The sequence below is a fragment of the Bradyrhizobium sp. UFLA05-112 genome, from assembly GCF_053572325.1.
On sequence record NZ_JBANBK010000001.1, the window covers coordinates 196,989 to 213,405 of the forward strand.

Consider the following 16,417-nt stretch of genomic DNA (forward strand, 5'->3'; position numbering starts at 1 on the left):
AAATGTGGGTCCCGACTCTGCGGAGCAGCGTTGCACGCTGCGCCGCGTCCGGGACAAGAAAGTGGAGACAAGCGAGATGGCTCTTGCCCGCGCCCGCCGCAGCGAAGGCCCCTTCAACTACTGGCCCGGTTTCGTCGACGCGCTGTCGACGCTGGTGCTGTCGATCGTGTTCCTGCTCTCGGTCTTCCTGGTCGTGCAGTTCTTCCTGTCGCAGGAGGTCACCGGCAAGGACAAGGCGCTGGAGCAGCTCAACGCCAAGATCGCGCAGCTCAACGAGTTGTTGTCGCTGGAAAAGCTCGGCAAGCTCAGCCTCGACGACCAGGTGTCGCAGCTCAAGGCTGGCCTCGCCTCGGCCGAGTCCGAGCGCAACCGCCTCAAGGGCCTCTATGAGGGACTTGCGAATGCCGGCAACGATGCGCAGGGCAAGACCACCGAGCTCAGCAAGGCGCTGGACTCCGAGAAGCAGGTGTCCGCGCGCGCGCTGGCGCAGATCGAGGTGCTGAACCAGCAGATCAGCGCACTGCGGCGGCAATTGGCAGCGCTCGAGGAAGCACTCGACGCCTCCGAGAAGCGCGACAAGGAATCGCAGACGCGGATTGCCGATCTGGGTTCTCGCCTCAACGTGGCTTTGGCCCAGCGGGTGCAGGAATTGTCGCGCTATCGCTCGGAATTCTTCGGCCGCCTGCGCGCGATCCTCGGCAACCGTCCCGACATCCGCGTCGTCGGCGACCGCTTCGTGTTCCAGTCCGAAGTGTTCTTCGACACCGGCCAGGCAACGCTCCTACCCGAGGGCCGCACCGAGCTCGACACGGTCGCAAGCGCGCTGAACGAGCTCAACGGCAAGATCCCGAGCGAGATCCCCTGGGTGCTGCGCGTCGATGGCCATACCGACGTGCGGCCGGTCAGCGGTGCCAACTTCAAGTCCAACTGGGAATTGTCATCGGCCCGCGCGATCTCGGTGGTGCAATACCTGATCTCGCTCGGCGTGCCCGCCGAGCGCCTGGTCGCCGCCGGCTTTGCCGAATTCCAGCCGCTCGACACCGGCAACACCGAGGACGCCTTCAAGCGGAACCGCCGCATCGAGCTGAAGCTAACGGAGCGGTAGTGAGCTTCCACCTCCGCCCCTATCGCGCCGAGGACGAGGCGGCGGCGATCGATCTGTGGCATCGCACCTGGCAGCAGGCCTATCCGCAGATCGACTTCGCGGCGCGGCGCGACTGGTGGCGCGAGCGCTGGCGCAAGGATCTGGTGCCGAAGGCGGCGATCGTCGTCGCCGAGCAGGACGGCGCGCTGATCGGCTTCGTCACCATCGACGGCGAAGGTTATCTCGACCAGCTCGTGGTCGATCCCGGACAATGGGGTTCGGATACTGCGCGGCTTCTTGTGGATGAGGCCAAGCGCCTCTCGCCGAAAGGCGTCACGCTGCTCGTCAACAAGGACAACACCCGCGCCATCCGCTTCTACGAGCGCAACGGCTTTGCCCACGCGGGCGACGACGTGAACCCGACCTCGGGACGGCCGGTGCTGAAGATGGAATGGAAGCCGTAGGCGCGGCAGCCAGCCCCGCACCCGGCCGTCATTGCGAGCGCGGCAATGACAGGAACTTGAGGCACTTACGCCCCGCCACCGGCAACTGCCGTTCTACTTTGCATGGGGTTGTTTTCGAGGTTTGGACCGGGAGGCGCCCTCACGCCCCCTCGAACTGCAACCTTGCCAGCCGCGCATAGAGCCCGTTCGCCGCGACCAGCTCGGCATGCGTGCCCTGCTCGACGATCCGGCCCTGGTCCATCACCAGGATGCGGTCGCATGACAGCACGGTGGCGAGGCGATGGGCGATCACGATCGTGGTGCGATGGCTCATCAGCTCTTCCAGCGCAGTCTGAACCAGCGTCTCGCTTTCCGCGTCCAGCGACGAGGTTGCTTCATCCAGCAGCAGCAGTGGCGCATCGCGCAGGATCGCGCGCGCGATCGCGATGCGCTGGCGCTGGCCGCCGGACAGCGTCACGCCGCGCTCGCCAAGCGGGGTCTCAAACCCTTCCGGCAGGCGGCGGATGAACTCGGCGGCGTGCGCCAGCTCGGCGGCACGCTCGACCTCGGGGTCGGTCGCGTCGGGCCGGCCGAAGCGGATGTTCTCGCGGGCGGTAGCGGCGAACACCACCGATTCCTGCGGCACCAGCGCGATGCGCGCGCGCAACTCACGCGGATCAGCCGATCTGACCGGCACGCCGTCGAGCGCGATCGCGCCCAGCTTCGGATCGTAGAACCGCAGCAGGAGATGAAACAGCGTGCTCTTGCCGGCGCCGGACGGACCGACGATCGCAACCTTCTCGCCGGGGCGTACGTTGAGCGAAACGCCATCGAGCACCTTGACGTCGGGCCGCGCCGGATAGGCGAAGCTCACCTTGTCAAAGCCGACCTCGCCGCGCGCGGGCGACGGCAGCGCGCGCGGCATCGCCGGCGCCGTGATCTCCGGCTGCACGTGCAGGATCTCGAACAGGCGCTCGGCGGCACCGGAGGCGGCCGCGACCTCGCCCCAGACCTCGCTGAGCTGGCCAAGGCCGGCGGCGGCAAATGCCGCGTAGAGCACGAACTGACCGAGACGGCCGGGCGTGATCGAGCCGATCAGGACGTCATGCGAGCCGATCCAGAGGATCGCGACCACGCTCGTGAACACGATGAAGATGATGATGGCGGTCAGCACTGCGCGCGCCTGTGTCGAGGTGCGCGCCGCCTCATAGGCCTGCTCGACCTCGCCGCCGAAGCGCTTTCCGGCGAGCTGCTCGCTGGTATAGGCCTGCACGGTGCGGATGGCACCGACCAGCTCGGAGGCATAGGCCGAGGCGTCGGCGAGCGTATCCTGCGCGTTGCGCGACAGCCGCCGCACCCAGCGCCCGAAGGCGACCAGCGGCAGCACGATCAGGGGAATGGCGAGCAGCACGAAGCCCGAGAGGCGTGGGCTCGTGATCACCATCATCGCGACCGCGCCCAAGAACATCATCATGTTGCGCAGTGCGATTGACACCGACGCGCCGACCGCGGACTTGATCTGGGTGGTGTCGGCGGTGAGCCGCGAGACCAGCTCGCCGCTGCGTGCGGAATCGAAGAAGGTCGGCGAGAGCGAGAGCAGATGGCCGAACACGTCGCGGCGGAGATCGGCGACGATGCGCTCGCCGATCGTCATCACGAGGTAGTAGCGCGCCGCGCTTGCCAGCGCGAGCACCGCGACCACCGCGATCATCACCGCAAAATAGCTGTTGATCAGCGCGATGCCTTCCGGCGTGAAGCCGAAATCGATCATCCGCCGCACCGCGACCGGCACCAAAAGCGTGGTCAGCGCGGCAATCGTCAGCGCGACGAAGGCAAGCGCCGCGCGGCCGCGATAGCGACCCACATAGGGCGCCAGCGCCATCAGCGGCCGCAGCTTTGCCCGACCTTTGGCCGGCTGCTCGATCAGCTCGGCCTCGATCGAAGGGGTGTCCGCGGCGTTCATCTCGCCCTGATCGACGTCATCAAGCCGTTCCACTGCGCTCATGAGATCCGACCCATTGGATTAGTCCGCTCCCAATAGGCTGGTGCAAAGGTAGTAGCAAATCCGGGATGTCCCTTAGGGGCAAGCCCGGTTCGCTCATCCCGCAATGGCTTGTTTTGCGAGGTTTCGTGGGGTATAGAGCCGCCCAAATCCGTCATTCGCTAGCCACTCAATGAGGCGCCGGGGCGCCGAGGAATTGCCATGAAAGCCGAGATTCACCCGAATTATCATACGATTACCGTCGTGATGACCGACGGTACCGAGTACCAGACCCGCTCCACCTGGGGCAAGGAAGGCGACAAGCTCCAGCTCGACATCGACCCGAAGTCGCACCCGGCCTGGACCGGCGGCTCCGCCCAGATCATGGACCGCGGCGGCCGCGTCTCCCGGTTCCAGAAGAAGTTCTCGGGCTTCCTCAAGAAGGATTGATCCGGCCGATCAGGCCGCGACGAAAAACGCCCCTGGGAGACCAGGGGCGTTTTTGTTTGAGCCCTCAAACGAGCCAAAGGTCTGTAGGGTGGGCAAAGCGAAGCGTGCCCGCCATTTCTCGCGACGATCTGAAAGGATGGATGGTGGCAAGGCGCAGTTGCGCCTTTGCCCACCCTTGCGCCTGAACGCTTACCCCTCGAACGCGGCCTTGAGCGCGTTGAGCTGGGGCACCAGGGGATTGCCGATCGGCATGCGGTCCGTCGGCGGGGTGTGGATGCTGGTGTCGAGGCGGCGCACGCGCGTCTGCAGGCTCATCGAGCGGGTGATCAGGTCCTGCAATTGCTGCGGCAGCTTCTCGATCGTATCGGTGGGGCCGGGATCGGCCGCGGTCAGCTTGACCTTGGTCTTTTCGCGGTTGGCCTGAAGCAGCGTCATCTCGCCTTCCTTCACCGCGCGGTGCAGGAGCAACCAGGATGCGAGCTGCATCAGGCGGGTGGTGAGACGCATGCTTTCGGTGGCGTAGGTCAGGCTGACGGCGCGGTCGAGCGCCTTGGCCTCGGTACGGCCGGCGCCGTCGAGATAGGCGGCGGTCTCTTCGACCAGGTCCATGCCTTCGCGGAACAACGCACCGAACGCAGCCGAATTGGTGAACCGTTCGCTGAGTTGAACGAGAGCGCCGTCGGCTTGCAAACGTTCCATGGTTAACGCCCCTTACGCAACTGTTTACCATCCGGCTTTGGCGCCGGCTTATGATGAACAAATCATTGCGCGGGCCGGCCGCGAAGTCCAGCAGCAACCGCGTTTATGGTTTCCGCGCCTGATTGCACCAAGCCGGGACACGCAAGAAGCAAAACAAGGGCAAAAAAAGAGCCGCCGGAGACCGGCGGCTTTGAAAGTTGATAACAGGGAGGCGTCAAACAGAGTGGACAGGAGCCACTCGGTGTCCAAACGAGGACGGTTCCAGTCATAAACGCGAAAGCTTAATCGACCGTAAACGAGCGATTTTTTTGAGGGTTCGTTAGCCATGTCGGCCATTGGCCGAGGGGGGGTGCGGAACAGTCTCAAGGACAGCGGCTTCAGCGGGCGGACCATCAATCCTCATGGTGAGGAGCGCGCATCGCGCGCGTCTCGAACCATGAAGGCCCGGTTTCCGCGGCCATCCTTCGAGACGCGGCCTTCGGCCGCTCCTCAGGATGAGGACTGCAAGTGTTGCTACGTCTTGAAAACGCTATTCGCGGCATCGCGCGAGGCGCGCTTCTTGGTTGCCGCTTCCTCGAGCCTTGCAATCTCGGATTTCAGCAGTGAAATGCGCTCGGTCAATTCCTCGACCGATAACAGTGAGAGGTCCTGTCCGATCTCGTGGGTGATCTTCTTGCGTGGCCGGTCGTCATCGTCCATCGCCATCATCTCTCCTCCATCACAACCGAACCCGAAGCGGTTGCCAGCGCGTAGCCCGCTGGCTAATCAATTGCCTCGTTCTTCCTGCACCCCTAAGGCACGGGGACAATCAAGGACAAATCATGGAAAAGCTGCCTGCGCAAATGACCGTGGTCGCCATCTCCAAGCCCGGCGGCCCCGAGGTGCTGGTGCCGGAGCAGCGTGCGCTGCCACAGCCGGGTCCCGACGAGATCCTGATCAGGGTGATGGCCGCCGGCGTGAACCGGCCCGACGTGGCGCAACGCTCCGGCGCGTATCCGCCGCCACCCGGCGCCAGCGATCTGCCGGGGCTGGAGGTTGCGGGCGAAGTAGTGGCGGTCGGCAACAACGCCAAGCGGCACAAGATCGGCGACAAGGTGATGTCGCTGGTCGCAGGCGGCGGCTACGCGCAGTACTGCATCGCCCAGGACGCCCAGGCCATGAGCGTGCCGCCGGCGCTGTCGATCCAGGAAGCCGGCGCGCTGCCGGAAACCCTGATGACGGTCTGGCACAACGTGTTCGAGCGCGGTGGGCTGAAGGCCGGCGAGACGCTGCTGGTCCATGGCGGCTCCTCCGGCATCGGCACGATGGCGATCCAGCTTGCGAAAGCGTTCGGTGCGAAGGTCATCGTCACCGTCGGCTCGCAGGACAAGATCGATGCCTGCCTCAAGCTGGGCGCCGACCGCGCCATCAACTACAAGACCGAGGACTTCGTTGCCGTGGTCAAGGCGGAGACCGGCAATGCCGGCGCCAACCTGATCCTCGACATGGTCGCCGGCGACTATGTCGACCGCAACTATGATGCCGCCGCGGTCGACGGCCGCATCGTACAGATCGCAACCCTCAACGGCCCCAAGGTCAACGTCAACATCGCCAAGGTCATGGTGAAGCGCCTCACCCATACCGGCTCGACGCTGCGCCCCCGTAGTAATGCGGACAAGGCGGCGATGGTGGCCGCGATCGAGGCCAAGGTGATGCCGCTCTTGCGCGAAGGCCGCATCAAACCGCTGATGGACAGCACTTTCCCGCTGGAAAAGGCGGCAGAGGCGCACCGGCGGATGGAGACGAGTGCACATATTGGCAAAATTGTGTTGGAGGTCTAACCCGCACGACCCGCAGGCGAGGCGGAAACCCTTTGATTTTCCTCGCTTTCGTGGCATCTATCGCGAAGCGCCGAACCATCTCGTTACGTTCGGAAATGCGGTTAGCACTGAAGAGTTTGCGTCGAACGCGGAGAACTGACCTTGCGTCTGATCAGGTGCCTCGCGCCCATAGCGCTGGGCCTCATGATTCTTGTCGCCGCGTCGCCTGCACGCGCGCTTGATGCCGTCAGCGTCCGCAGCGACGCGCCCGCGATCGACCTCACCGCCGTACTCGAGCACCAGCGCAGTGACGCTGACCGAATCCAGGTGTCCACCGCACCCGGCACCGACGGCATCGTCCGCCGCATCGAGGTGCGCGCGCGCGAGGGCGGCCAGAACTGGGTGGTGTTCGCGCTCGCCAACAACACCGACGACCAGCTCGATCGCCTGATCGTCGCGCCGCATTACCGCATCGTCTCGTCGGGCCTGCTGTGGCCGGACCTCGGACTGTCGCGCATCGCGACCATCACGCCCTCGATCGGTGACCGGCCCGAGCGCCAGGAGAGCGCGACCGCAGACGTCTTCCGCATCACGCTCGACCCCGGCTCCGTCGTCACCTTCGTCGCGGAGCTGCGCACCGACAAGCTTCCTCAGCTCTATCTGTGGGAGCCGGAAGCCTACAAGGACAAGGTCAACTCGTTCACGCTCTACCAGGGCATCGTGATCGGCATCTCGGGCCTGCTTGCGCTCGTGCTCACCATCCTGTTCGTGGTGAAGGGCAGCATCATGTTCCCGGCCGCCGCGGCGCTCGCCTGGGCAGTGCTTGTCTATATCGGCGTCGATTTCGGCTTCTGGGGCAAGGTGCTCGACATGTCGAACAACGCCGAGCGCATCTGGCGCGCGGCGGGCGAAGCGATTTTGGCCGCGACGCTGCTGGTGTTCCTGTTCGCCTATCTCAACCTCAGCCGCTGGCATGTGCGCTATTCGCACATCACCGTGGGCTGGCTCGCGTTCCTGGGCTCGCTCGTCGCGCTCGCGCTGTTCGATCCAGCGGTCGCCTCCGGGATCGCGCGCATGTCCCTGGTGCTGATCGCCTTCGCCGGCTTTGCGCTGATCGTCTATCTCTCGACCCATGGCTTTGACCGCGCGGTGTTGTTGATCCCGACCTGGTTCCTGCTCGTGATCTGGGTGGTCGCGGCCGGCATGACGGTCGCGGGCTCCGTGACCAACGACATCGTCGGACCCGCGCTGCTCGGCGGCCTGGTGCTGATCGTGATGCTGATCGGCTTCACGGTCATGCAACACGCCTTCGCCGGCGGCGGCGCCACCACCGGCGTCGTATCCGACATCGAGCGGCGGGCGCTCGCGCTGGCCGGCTCCGGCGATCTGATCTGGGACTGGGACGTTTCCGCCGACAAGGTGTTCACCAGCCCCGAGACCGAGGCGCTGCTCGGCCTGAAACGCGGCACGCTGGAAGGGCCGGCTGCGACCTGGCTGGAGGTGCTGCATCCGCTCGACCAGGATCGCTTCCGTGCCGCGCTCGACAGCGTGCTCGACCAGCGCCGCGGCCGCCTGGTGCAGGATTTCCGCTTGCGCACTCCGGACGGCCATTTCATGTGGTTCGCACTGAAGGCACGTCCCGTGGTCGGCTCCGACGGCGAGGTCTCGCGCGTCGTCGGCACGCTCACCGATGTGACCGAGCTGCGCAATGCCGAGGAACGCCTGCTGCACGATTCCGTGCACGACAATCTGACCGGCCTGCCCAACCGCAAGCTGTTCATGGACCGCCTCGGCGCGGTCGCCAATTTCGCCAAGACCATGCCGACGCTGCGGCCGACGCTGATGGTCATCGATCTCGACCGTTTCAAGCAGGTCAACGATTCCGTCGGCATCGCGGTCGGCGATTCCATCCTGCTCACGCTCGCCCGCCGCCTCACCCGCATCCTGAAGCCGCAGGATACGCTGGCGCGGCTCGCCGGCGACCAGTTCGGCCTGATCCTGCTGTCCGAGCAGGACCCGGCCCGCATCACCGCCTTTGCCGAGACCATCCGCAAGACCATCCGCGCGCCAATCGCCTTCAACGACCGCGAGATCTTCCTCACCGCCTCGATTGGCCTCGCGCTCTCTGATCCGCAAGTCCAGCTTACGGACGAGATCATCAAGGACGCCGAGCTTGCGATGTATCATTCCAAGCGGATCGGCGGCGATCGCATCGACGTCTACAAGCCGGCGATGCGCGCGCGAAAAACCGACCGCCTGACGCTGGAAAGCGAGCTCCGCCGGGCCATCGAGCGGCAGGAGTTGACGATCCTCTACCAGCCGATCGTGCGGCTGGAAGATCGCTCGATCGCCGGCTTCGAGGCGCTGTCGCGCTGGGATCATCCAAAACTGGGACGGATGTCGCCCTCGGAATTCATCACGATTGCCGAAGAGACCGGCCTCATCGTCGACCTCGGCCTCTTCGTGCTCGACCAGACCGCAAAGCAGCTCTCGGTCTGGCAGCGCGCAATGCGCTCACGCGAGCCGATCTTCGCATCCGTCAACGTCTCCTCGCGGCAATTGCTCCGCCACGACCTCATCCACGACATCCGCACCGTGCTGTCGCGCTCCTCGGTCGCGCGCGGCACGCTGAAACTGGAATTGACGGAATCGCTGGTGATGGAGAATCCGGAGCACGCAGCCCAGATGCTGACTCGGATCCGCGAGCTCGGCACCGGGCTTTCGCTCGACGATTTCGGCACCGGCCATTCCTCGCTCGCCTATCTCCAGCGCTTTCCGTTCGACACCATCAAGATCGACCAGTCCTTCGTGCGCACCACGAGCCGCGGCACCCGCCCCGTGATCCTGAAGTCGATCATCGCACTGGCGCACGATCTCGGCATGGACGTGGTGGCGGAAGGCGCGGAGACCGACTCGGACGCTGTCGAGCTCTACCAGCTCGGCTGCGAATACGCGCAGGGCTTCGCCTTCGGCGAGCCGATGGACGCCGACGCCGCGATGCGGCTGCTTACGGAAGTGCGGCTGGAAGCAGCGAGCTGATCTCGCCGCGTGTCCGGTATCGTATCGTGGGCAAAGGCGCACTTGCGCCGTGCCCACCCTACGATACTGTTGGATGGGGAGAGACCGCCGATCGTCGCGCTACCTCCGCCGGTCGTTCTTCCGCTTCGTAAACCGCACGCTCGCACCATCAGGCATCCGTGTCGCCACGAAGCCCGCGGCGAGGCAGGCTTCGCGCTGCGGCATCTGGATGTCGGGGCTGCGCAGACTGTCCCACCATGAGGCGCGCTGCGCCGCACGCGGCAGGGCTGCGCCGATGATCTCCTCGATCTGGTCAAAGCTCAGCACGAGCTCCATCTGCTTCTGCCGCTTCAGGTAATCGCGCAACGCGTCGTAGTCGTTCACCGTCGTCCTCGATCGTTCGTCGGGGGCCCGCCCTTGCCGAAAAGCGTTAGCCCCGGAAACCGTTTCTTAACTGATTGCGGCACCGGCGTCTCAGTTTAAAGACTACTCAAGATTTCAGGTGCATCCACTAGTGTCGGGAGCAAGTGATGCTGGCTGGATGGCGCGAAGGCACGGCCCGGCGGCCGTGGCGAATCTCGGCGAAGTTGCTGATCATCTCGTCGGTCGTGACGGTGATCGGCTTTTCCGCCATTTGCGTCAACGTGATGTTGGACATGCGCCGTGGCGAGGAGGCGCTCGCCCGCCAGACCCTGGAAAACCTGACTACGACCATCGAAGCCGACATCAGCCGCAACATCGAGATCTACGACCTGTCGCTTAAGGCGGTGGCCAGCAACATGCTGCTGCCCGAAATCGGGACGGTCAGCAAATCGATCCGGCAGCTCATCCTGTTCGACCACGCCACAACCGCCAAGCATTTTGGCGCCATTCAGGTGTTCGACACCGACGGCAAGCTGACCATCGATGCATCCACGCTGGACCCGGTCCCGGAGAATCGCTCCGACGAGGAATATTTCCGGGTTCATCGCGACAACCCCAATGCAGGGCTGTTCATCAGCCGGCCGATGCTGTTTCGCGGCGCCTATGCCATCGTGCTGAGCCGGCGGGTCAGCGATCAGGACGGCGGCTTCATGGGCGTCGTCGCGGGCTCGATCCGCTTCAGCTACTTCCACGAGCTGTTCGAGCGGCTGAGCCTCGATCCGCAGGACACCATCACCGTGCTCAAGCGCGACCGCACCATTATGATGCGGCGGCCATTCGATCTCGACGTGATCGGCAGAAATCTGGCCGACCGGCAGAACTGGAAGGCGGACAATCTGAAGGAAGGCGGTTCTTTTGCGGGACAGGGCCCGGTGGATACGACGCCGCGCCTCTATGTCCGCAGCGGCAGTACCACCACCCCCCTGTTCGTCGTCGCCGGCAAGCCGCTCAGCGCCGTGTTCGAGCTCTGGCAGAAGGAAGCCTTGCGCATCGGCGCCGTGGTGTTGGTGCTCGCATTGTTCGTGCTGGGCTCGACGGCGGTGCTGGCGCGCGAGATCGGCCGACGCGCCAAGGCGGAAAACAAGCTCGAGGAGATGGCAACCACCGACGCGCTCACGGGCCTGCGAAACCGTCGCAAGTTCGATTCCGTGATCGACGTCGAATGGCGGCGCGCCATGCGGCAGAAGACGCCGGTCGCCCTCTTGATGATCGACGCCGATCACTTCAAGGCTTACAACGACACATTCGGCCACCAGGCCGGCGACCAGGTGCTGGTCGGCATCGCCATCTGCATCTCCGATTCCGTTCGCCGCGCCGGCGATTGCCCCGCGCGCTATGGTGGCGAGGAATTTGCCGTGCTGCTGCCGGGCACCTCGGAAGCGGACGCGTTCAAGATCGCCGAGACGATCCGCTGCAAGGTGCAGGGCTGGTCCGACGACCAGGCGAGCACGACGGTCTCCTGCGGCATCGCCAGCCTCGTCCCCACGGCCGGCATGGACTGGTCCATCCTGGTGACCGCCGCGGATAAAGCGCTTTATGCCGCCAAAGCCGGCGGCCGCAACCAGTCCGTGGTCGCGAACATTCCGAAACTTTCGCTGGTGGCGTGAACACGCCACACCGTCATTGCGAGCGAAGCGAAGCAATCCAGGCTGTCGCCGCGGAGAGATTCTGGATTGCTTCGTCGCGGAGCCTGTCATCCGGCCCGCCAAGGCGGGACCGCGTGGCTCCTCGCAATGACACCCGAGGCGAGAGTTCGCTATCCGCCCAGATACTTCTTCATCTCCGCGAGCAGGCCGTCGCGCAGTTCGGGGCGCTTCAGGCCATAGGCGATGTTGGCGCGCAGGAAGCCGGCCTTGGAGCCGCAATCATGGCGCTCGCCTTCGAACTCGACGCCGTAGAACTTCTGCGATTTGGCGAGTCCGATCATGGCGTCCGTGAGCTGGATCTCGCCGCCGGCGCCACGCTCCTGGGTCTCCAGGATCTTGAAGATCTCGGGCTGCAGAATGTAGCGGCCGGTGATCGACAGGTTGGAGGGCGCGGTGCCTTTCGGCGGCTTCTCCACCATGCCATCGACCTCGAAGATCTTGCCGCTGCGTTTTCCCACGCCGCAGATGCCGTATTGATGCGTGAGATGGTCCGGCACGGCCTCGACAGCGAGCACGTTGGACTTCTCGCCAAGCTGGCTTGCGGCCTCGATCATCTGCTTCAGGCACCCCGGCGTATTGAGCACGAGCTCGTCGGGCAGTACGACGGCAAACGGTTCGTTGCCGACGATGTCGCGCGCACACCAGACCGCGTGGCCGAGGCCGAGCGGTGCCTGCTGGCGGGTGAAGCTGACCGCGCCGGCCTCCGGCTGGTTTTGCGCGAGGACTTCCTGCTCGACCCTCTTGCCGCGCGCGGCGAGCGTCGAGTCGAGCTCGAACATGCGGTCGAAGTGGTCTTCGATGACGTTCTTGTTGCGCCCGGTGACGAAGACGAAATGCTCGATGCCGGCCTCTCTCGCTTCGTCATAGACGTACTGGATCAGCGGCTTGTCGACGATGGTGAGCATTTCCTTGGGCATCGCCTTGGTGGCGGGCAGCACGCGGGTGCCGAGGCCGGCGACGGGGAATACGGCTTTGCGGATTTTCATGGGATTGATCGAATACCTTGGGACGTGCGGACGGAGAGCAATGACATCTTGCTAGCCGGTTTGCAGCCGGTAACAAAGGCGGATGTTGGGCCCCTGCCCCGGGATTCAAAGGAAAAGGCCATCTACAAAATTTCACTTTCGTTAAGGTGTTGGCAACCGTAACAACGGCCTCCTGCAGCCGGATTTTGGCCGCACAGCTGGGACATGAGGCGATCGATGGCAGGACTTGCAGGAATGACCGGCGCAACCCTGATTGCGGCCGCCCTGCTGTTCCCGCTTCAAGCGCGCGCGCAGGGATCAAATGGCTTGTCGAACCTGTTCGGCGGCATCTTCTCCGGCTCCAACCCGTCGCCGGCGCAACCTGCACCCGGTCCGGGCGGCGCGCAGGCCGGAAGTCAATCTTGGAGCGGCGAGGACGGCGCTTCCGGCCACCCCCTGATGACCGCAGCCGCGATCCGGGAGGCCGCCGCGAATTTTGACAATTGCGTTGCATCGATGTGGCCTGATGCCGCACGCCGCAACATCACGCAGGAGAATTTTCAGCAGTTCACCGCCGGGCTCACACCCGACCTGCGCATCATGGATCTCCTGGACTCGCAGCCGGAGTTCACCAAATCGATCTGGGACTATCTCGACATCCTCGTGAACGACAACCGCCTCGCCAAGGGCAAGGAGATCCTCGCCAAGTACAAGGCGCAGTTCGACGCCACGGAGAAAGCTTATGGCGTCGACCGCTACATCATCGCGGCGATCTGGGGCATCGAATCCAACTACTCGACCCAGATGGGCGACCGAAGCGTGCTGCAATCCACCGCGACGCTGGCCTGCATCGGCCGCCGCCAGGCCTATTTTAGGGATGAGTTCCTCTCCGCGCTGGAAATCCTCAACCGTGGCGATCTGCGGCCCGAACAAATGCGCGGCTCCTGGGCCGGCGCGTTCGGCCCCACGCAGTTCATGCCGACCGCGTTCAAGCGCTTTGCCGTGGACGGCGACGGGGACGGCCGGCGCGACGTCGTCGACAATCCTTCAGACCTGATCGCGTCCACCGCCAACAATCTGAAGAAGGACGGCTGGCAGAGCGGCGCTAGCTGGGGCTACGAGGTGATGGTGCCCGACGGCTTCAACTACATGCTGGCCGACCGCGCCAAGGCGATGACGATCGCGCAATGGGAGAAGCTTGGCATCACGCGCGCGACCAGCCAGCCCTTCCCGCACCCGGCCGACAAGGCCTACCTGCTCGCACCGGCCGGCGCCCAAGGGCCGCGCTTCCTGATGCTGCAGAATTTCCGCGTGATCATGAAGTACAACCCGGCCGAGGCCTACGCGCTGGCGATCGGCCATTTCGCTGACCGGCTGCGGGGTGGCCAGCCCTTCGTGCAGCCCTGGCCGCGGCAGGAGCGGGAGCTGTCCCGCGCCGAGCGGTTGGAATTGCAGCAGCTCCTGGTCCAGCGCGGCTTCTACAAGGGCACGCCCGACGGCCAGTTCGGCGGCCAGACCCGCGACGCCTTGCGCAACTTCCAGGCCTCGATCGGGGCGCCCGCGGACGGATTTGCCTCTTCCGACATGCTGGAACGGCTGCGCGGACGGTAAATCCGTCCCGAAAGTAACCCTGAACACGAAATCCGGCCTCCGGCCTTGACGAGGGCGGCAGTTCCCCGGTGTATGGCGCAATCAAATCTGCCCGTTTGCGGCCCGATTCCGCTATTATATCGGGCCTATTCCGAAACCGTGGCACGTGCCTCAGAACTGCATGTCGAAGCCGAAATCATTTTTCAAGGCGCTGACCGAGACCGGCCCGTTGATCGCGCTGGGGACGGCGCTTGCGATCATGGTGTCGATTGCGGGCCCTGCGTCGGCGCAGTTCTTCAACTTCCCCGGCTTCGGCGGTCCGCCGCAGCGGTCTGCGCCACCGCGCAGTGGTGGTGGCTGGTTCGGCGGCGACTTCTTCGCACCATTCCAGCAGCCTCAGCAGCAGCAGGCCCCGCGCCAGGATTTTTCGCGTGCGCCCGCGCCTGCCAAGCGCGACACGACTCCCGAGAAGAACGTTCTCGTGATCGGCGACGCCATGGCCGACTGGCTCGCCTATGGCCTTGAGGACGCCTACACCGAGCAGCCTGACATGGGTGTGATCCGCAAGCACAAGACCACGTCCGGCCTGATCAAGTACCAGCCGAAGGGTGAGCCCTCGGACTGGGCTACCGCGGCCAAGGGCATTCTCGAGACTGAGAAGCCCGACGTCATCGTCGTCATGCTCGGCCTGAACGACCGCCTGGCAATCCGCGAGCCCGCCGCGGACAAATCCGACAAGCCTGCCGACAAGAAGAACGACAAGGGCGCGCGCGCCAAGCCGCAAGGCAAACCTGCGGACGGCAAGACGGACACCAAGCCCGGCCCGGATGCTGCCGCCAAACCCGACGACAAGCCGGCAGACCCCGACCTGCCGCAGGACGACGCCGACAATGCCGATGCACCGCAGACCGCCGCGCCGGAAAAAACCGCGCGCTCGCCGAACGGGCTCTATGAATTCCGCGACGACCGCTGGGTCGAGCTCTACGGCAAGAAGATCGAGGAGCTGATCGGCGTGCTCAAGGCCAAGGGCGTGCCGGTGCTCTGGGTCGGCCTACCCGCGATCCGCGGTCCGAAGGGCACCGCGGACATGCTGTTCCTGGATTCGCTCTATCGGGAAGGCGCAGCAAAGGCCGGTATCACTTATGTCGACGTCTGGGACGGCTTTGTCGACGAAGCGGGCCGCTTCCTCCAGAAGGGCCCGGACTTCGAAGGCCAGATCCGTCAGCTCCGCACCTCTGATGGCGTCTATTTCACCAAGGCCGGCGCACGCAAGCTCGCACACTATGTCGAGCGTGAGATTACGCGTCTGCTGGCTGGGCGCTCAGGCCCGATCGCATTGCCGAGCGAGCCGGCAACGCCGGATACCAGCGCCGAGCCCGGCAAGCCCGCGCCGCGACCGCTTGCGGGGCCGATCGTGCCGCTCGTTGCGGCCTCGATTTCCACCGATCAGTTGCTGGGCGGACCGGGATCGCGTCCGGCGGCCGTCGATGCACTCGCGGCCAAGACGCTGGTGAAGGGCGAGCCACTGACACCGCCGGCAGGCCGCGCCGACGACTATGCCTGGCCACGGCGCGAGGTCGGCCGCGAGCAGGCCAAGGGTGATACGCCGGTCGCAGCGACGACGCCTGAGGGCGGCGCCACTAATCCAAGTGCGGGCACCGCGCCGAATGCTGCTGCCGCGATTGCGCCGCCAAAGCCCGCGCCGAAGAAGCCGCCGGTCCAGCAACCGGCGCAGGCAACGCCATCGCTGCGCGATTTCTTCAGCTTCGGCTCGCCATCGCCGCCGCGTCAACTGGCGCCGCAGCCGCCGCGCAATCCAAATCCGGCGATCCCGCGTCCGCCGGGCAACGTTGGGCGATCGGCGGAATTCTGGGGTAATCCGCCGCGATAGATAGTCGTCTCGAGTAGGCTAGCTGTAGTAGCGCCAGCGGGGCGGCGGGCGGCGGGCTGGCCGCGACATCAACAGCGCGAGCGCAAAGCCGATGCCGCCGGCGATCAGCAGCGCGCCGAGCGGGTTGTCCTGCACTCTCTTTGCAAGTGCCTGCGTACCGTCGCGGAATGTATCCTGGCCAGCTTCATACGCATCCTTCGCGTAGCCGGCAGCGGTATCCGTAGCATCGCGCGCGGCATCCTTCGCCTGGCCGTACAGGTTCTGCACGGTGCCGGCCGCTTCGCGCGCCTTGGCCGAGGCCTGCGTCTTCGCGTCTCCCGTCATCTCACCGACCGCACCTTCGACGCGTCCGGCAAACTCCTTGGCTGATCCGGCAATCCGATCGTTGTCCATGGTGGTCCTCCTCGAGGGTCAGCCGAAGTAACCGA

General features: G+C 65.0%; 14 protein-coding genes. 8 read left to right on the forward strand and 6 right to left on the reverse strand.

Annotation, left to right across the window (positions count from 1 at the left end):
• Nucleotides 1-76 precede the first annotated feature (76 nt).
• Nucleotides 77-1,105, forward strand: coding sequence for a peptidoglycan -binding protein (locus tag SO180_RS00950; protein ID WP_449376969.1), 1,029 nt, complete (start codon nt 77-79; stop codon nt 1,103-1,105).
• Nucleotides 1,105-1,548, forward strand: a complete 444-nt coding sequence (locus tag SO180_RS00955; RefSeq protein ID WP_449376970.1) for a GNAT family N-acetyltransferase — start codon at nt 1,105-1,107, stop codon at nt 1,546-1,548. Before SO180_RS00950 ends, SO180_RS00955 begins: the two co-directional genes overlap by 1 nt.
• A gap of 139 nt (nt 1,549-1,687) precedes the next feature.
• On the opposite strand, the gene SO180_RS00960 is transcribed toward SO180_RS00955, so the two are convergent.
• Nucleotides 1,688-3,532 (reverse strand): ABC transporter ATP-binding protein/permease, encoded by a 1,845-nt coding sequence (locus SO180_RS00960; RefSeq protein WP_449376971.1) that lies wholly within the window; start codon nt 3,530-3,532, stop codon nt 1,688-1,690.
• 198 nt (nt 3,533-3,730) lie between these two features.
• On the opposite strand from SO180_RS00960, the gene rpmE reads away from it, so the two are divergent.
• Nucleotides 3,731-3,958: a 50S ribosomal protein L31 gene (gene rpmE / locus SO180_RS00965; RefSeq protein WP_027521816.1), complete on the forward strand. Its 228-nt coding sequence runs from the start codon at nt 3,731-3,733 to the stop codon at nt 3,956-3,958.
• A 189-nt stretch (nt 3,959-4,147) separates the two neighbouring features.
• Here the strand turns inward: rpmE and rcdA are convergent, their stop codons facing one another.
• Both rcdA and SO180_RS00975 read right to left on the reverse strand, forming a co-directional pair.
• Entirely contained in the window at nt 4,148-4,657 is a 510-nt protein-coding gene (gene rcdA / locus SO180_RS00970) for a protease adaptor protein RcdA (RefSeq protein ID WP_449376972.1), read from the reverse strand.
• A 513-nt stretch (nt 4,658-5,170) separates the two neighbouring features.
• The gene (locus SO180_RS00975) at nt 5,171-5,362 is read right to left on the reverse strand and encodes a DUF1192 domain-containing protein (protein WP_449376973.1); all 192 of its coding nucleotides are present in this window, start codon (nt 5,360-5,362) and stop codon (nt 5,171-5,173) included.
• 116 nt (nt 5,363-5,478) lie between these two features.
• Here SO180_RS00975 and SO180_RS00980 point away from each other — a divergent pair, with 116 nt between their 5' ends.
• Nucleotides 5,479-6,477: an NAD(P)H-quinone oxidoreductase gene (locus SO180_RS00980; RefSeq protein ID WP_449376974.1), complete on the forward strand. Its 999-nt coding sequence runs from the start codon at nt 5,479-5,481 to the stop codon at nt 6,475-6,477.
• A 141-nt stretch (nt 6,478-6,618) separates the two neighbouring features.
• Entirely contained in the window at nt 6,619-9,495 is a 2,877-nt protein-coding gene (locus SO180_RS00985; RefSeq protein WP_449376975.1) for an EAL domain-containing protein, read from the forward strand.
• A gap of 99 nt (nt 9,496-9,594) precedes the next feature.
• Here SO180_RS00985 and SO180_RS00990 read toward each other — a convergent pair whose 3' ends face one another.
• Nucleotides 9,595-9,858, reverse strand: coding sequence for a DUF7662 domain-containing protein (locus tag SO180_RS00990; protein ID WP_449376976.1), 264 nt, complete (start codon nt 9,856-9,858; stop codon nt 9,595-9,597).
• Between the two features lie 146 nt (nt 9,859-10,004).
• Between SO180_RS00990 and SO180_RS00995 the strand changes: the two genes are divergently transcribed.
• The gene (locus tag SO180_RS00995; RefSeq protein ID WP_449376977.1) at nt 10,005-11,504 is read left to right on the forward strand and encodes a diguanylate cyclase; all 1,500 of its coding nucleotides are present in this window, start codon (nt 10,005-10,007) and stop codon (nt 11,502-11,504) included.
• Nucleotides 11,505-11,653: 149 nt separating this feature from the next.
• Here the strand turns inward: SO180_RS00995 and SO180_RS01000 are convergent, their stop codons facing one another.
• A complete protein-coding gene (locus tag SO180_RS01000; RefSeq protein ID WP_449376978.1) occupies nt 11,654-12,529 on the reverse strand; it encodes a UTP--glucose-1-phosphate uridylyltransferase in 876 nt (291 codons plus the stop codon).
• Between the two features lie 234 nt (nt 12,530-12,763).
• Between SO180_RS01000 and SO180_RS01005 the strand changes: the two genes are divergently transcribed.
• The gene (locus SO180_RS01005) at nt 12,764-14,119 is read left to right on the forward strand and encodes a lytic murein transglycosylase (protein ID WP_449377021.1); all 1,356 of its coding nucleotides are present in this window, start codon (nt 12,764-12,766) and stop codon (nt 14,117-14,119) included.
• 160 nt (nt 14,120-14,279) lie between these two features.
• Nucleotides 14,280-15,989, forward strand: a complete 1,710-nt coding sequence (locus tag SO180_RS01010) for an SGNH/GDSL hydrolase family protein (protein WP_449376979.1) — start codon at nt 14,280-14,282, stop codon at nt 15,987-15,989.
• Between the two features lie 18 nt (nt 15,990-16,007).
• Here the strand turns inward: SO180_RS01010 and SO180_RS01015 are convergent, their stop codons facing one another.
• The gene (locus SO180_RS01015) at nt 16,008-16,382 is read right to left on the reverse strand and encodes a CsbD family protein (RefSeq protein ID WP_449376980.1); all 375 of its coding nucleotides are present in this window, start codon (nt 16,380-16,382) and stop codon (nt 16,008-16,010) included.
• Nucleotides 16,383-16,417 lie beyond the last annotated feature (35 nt).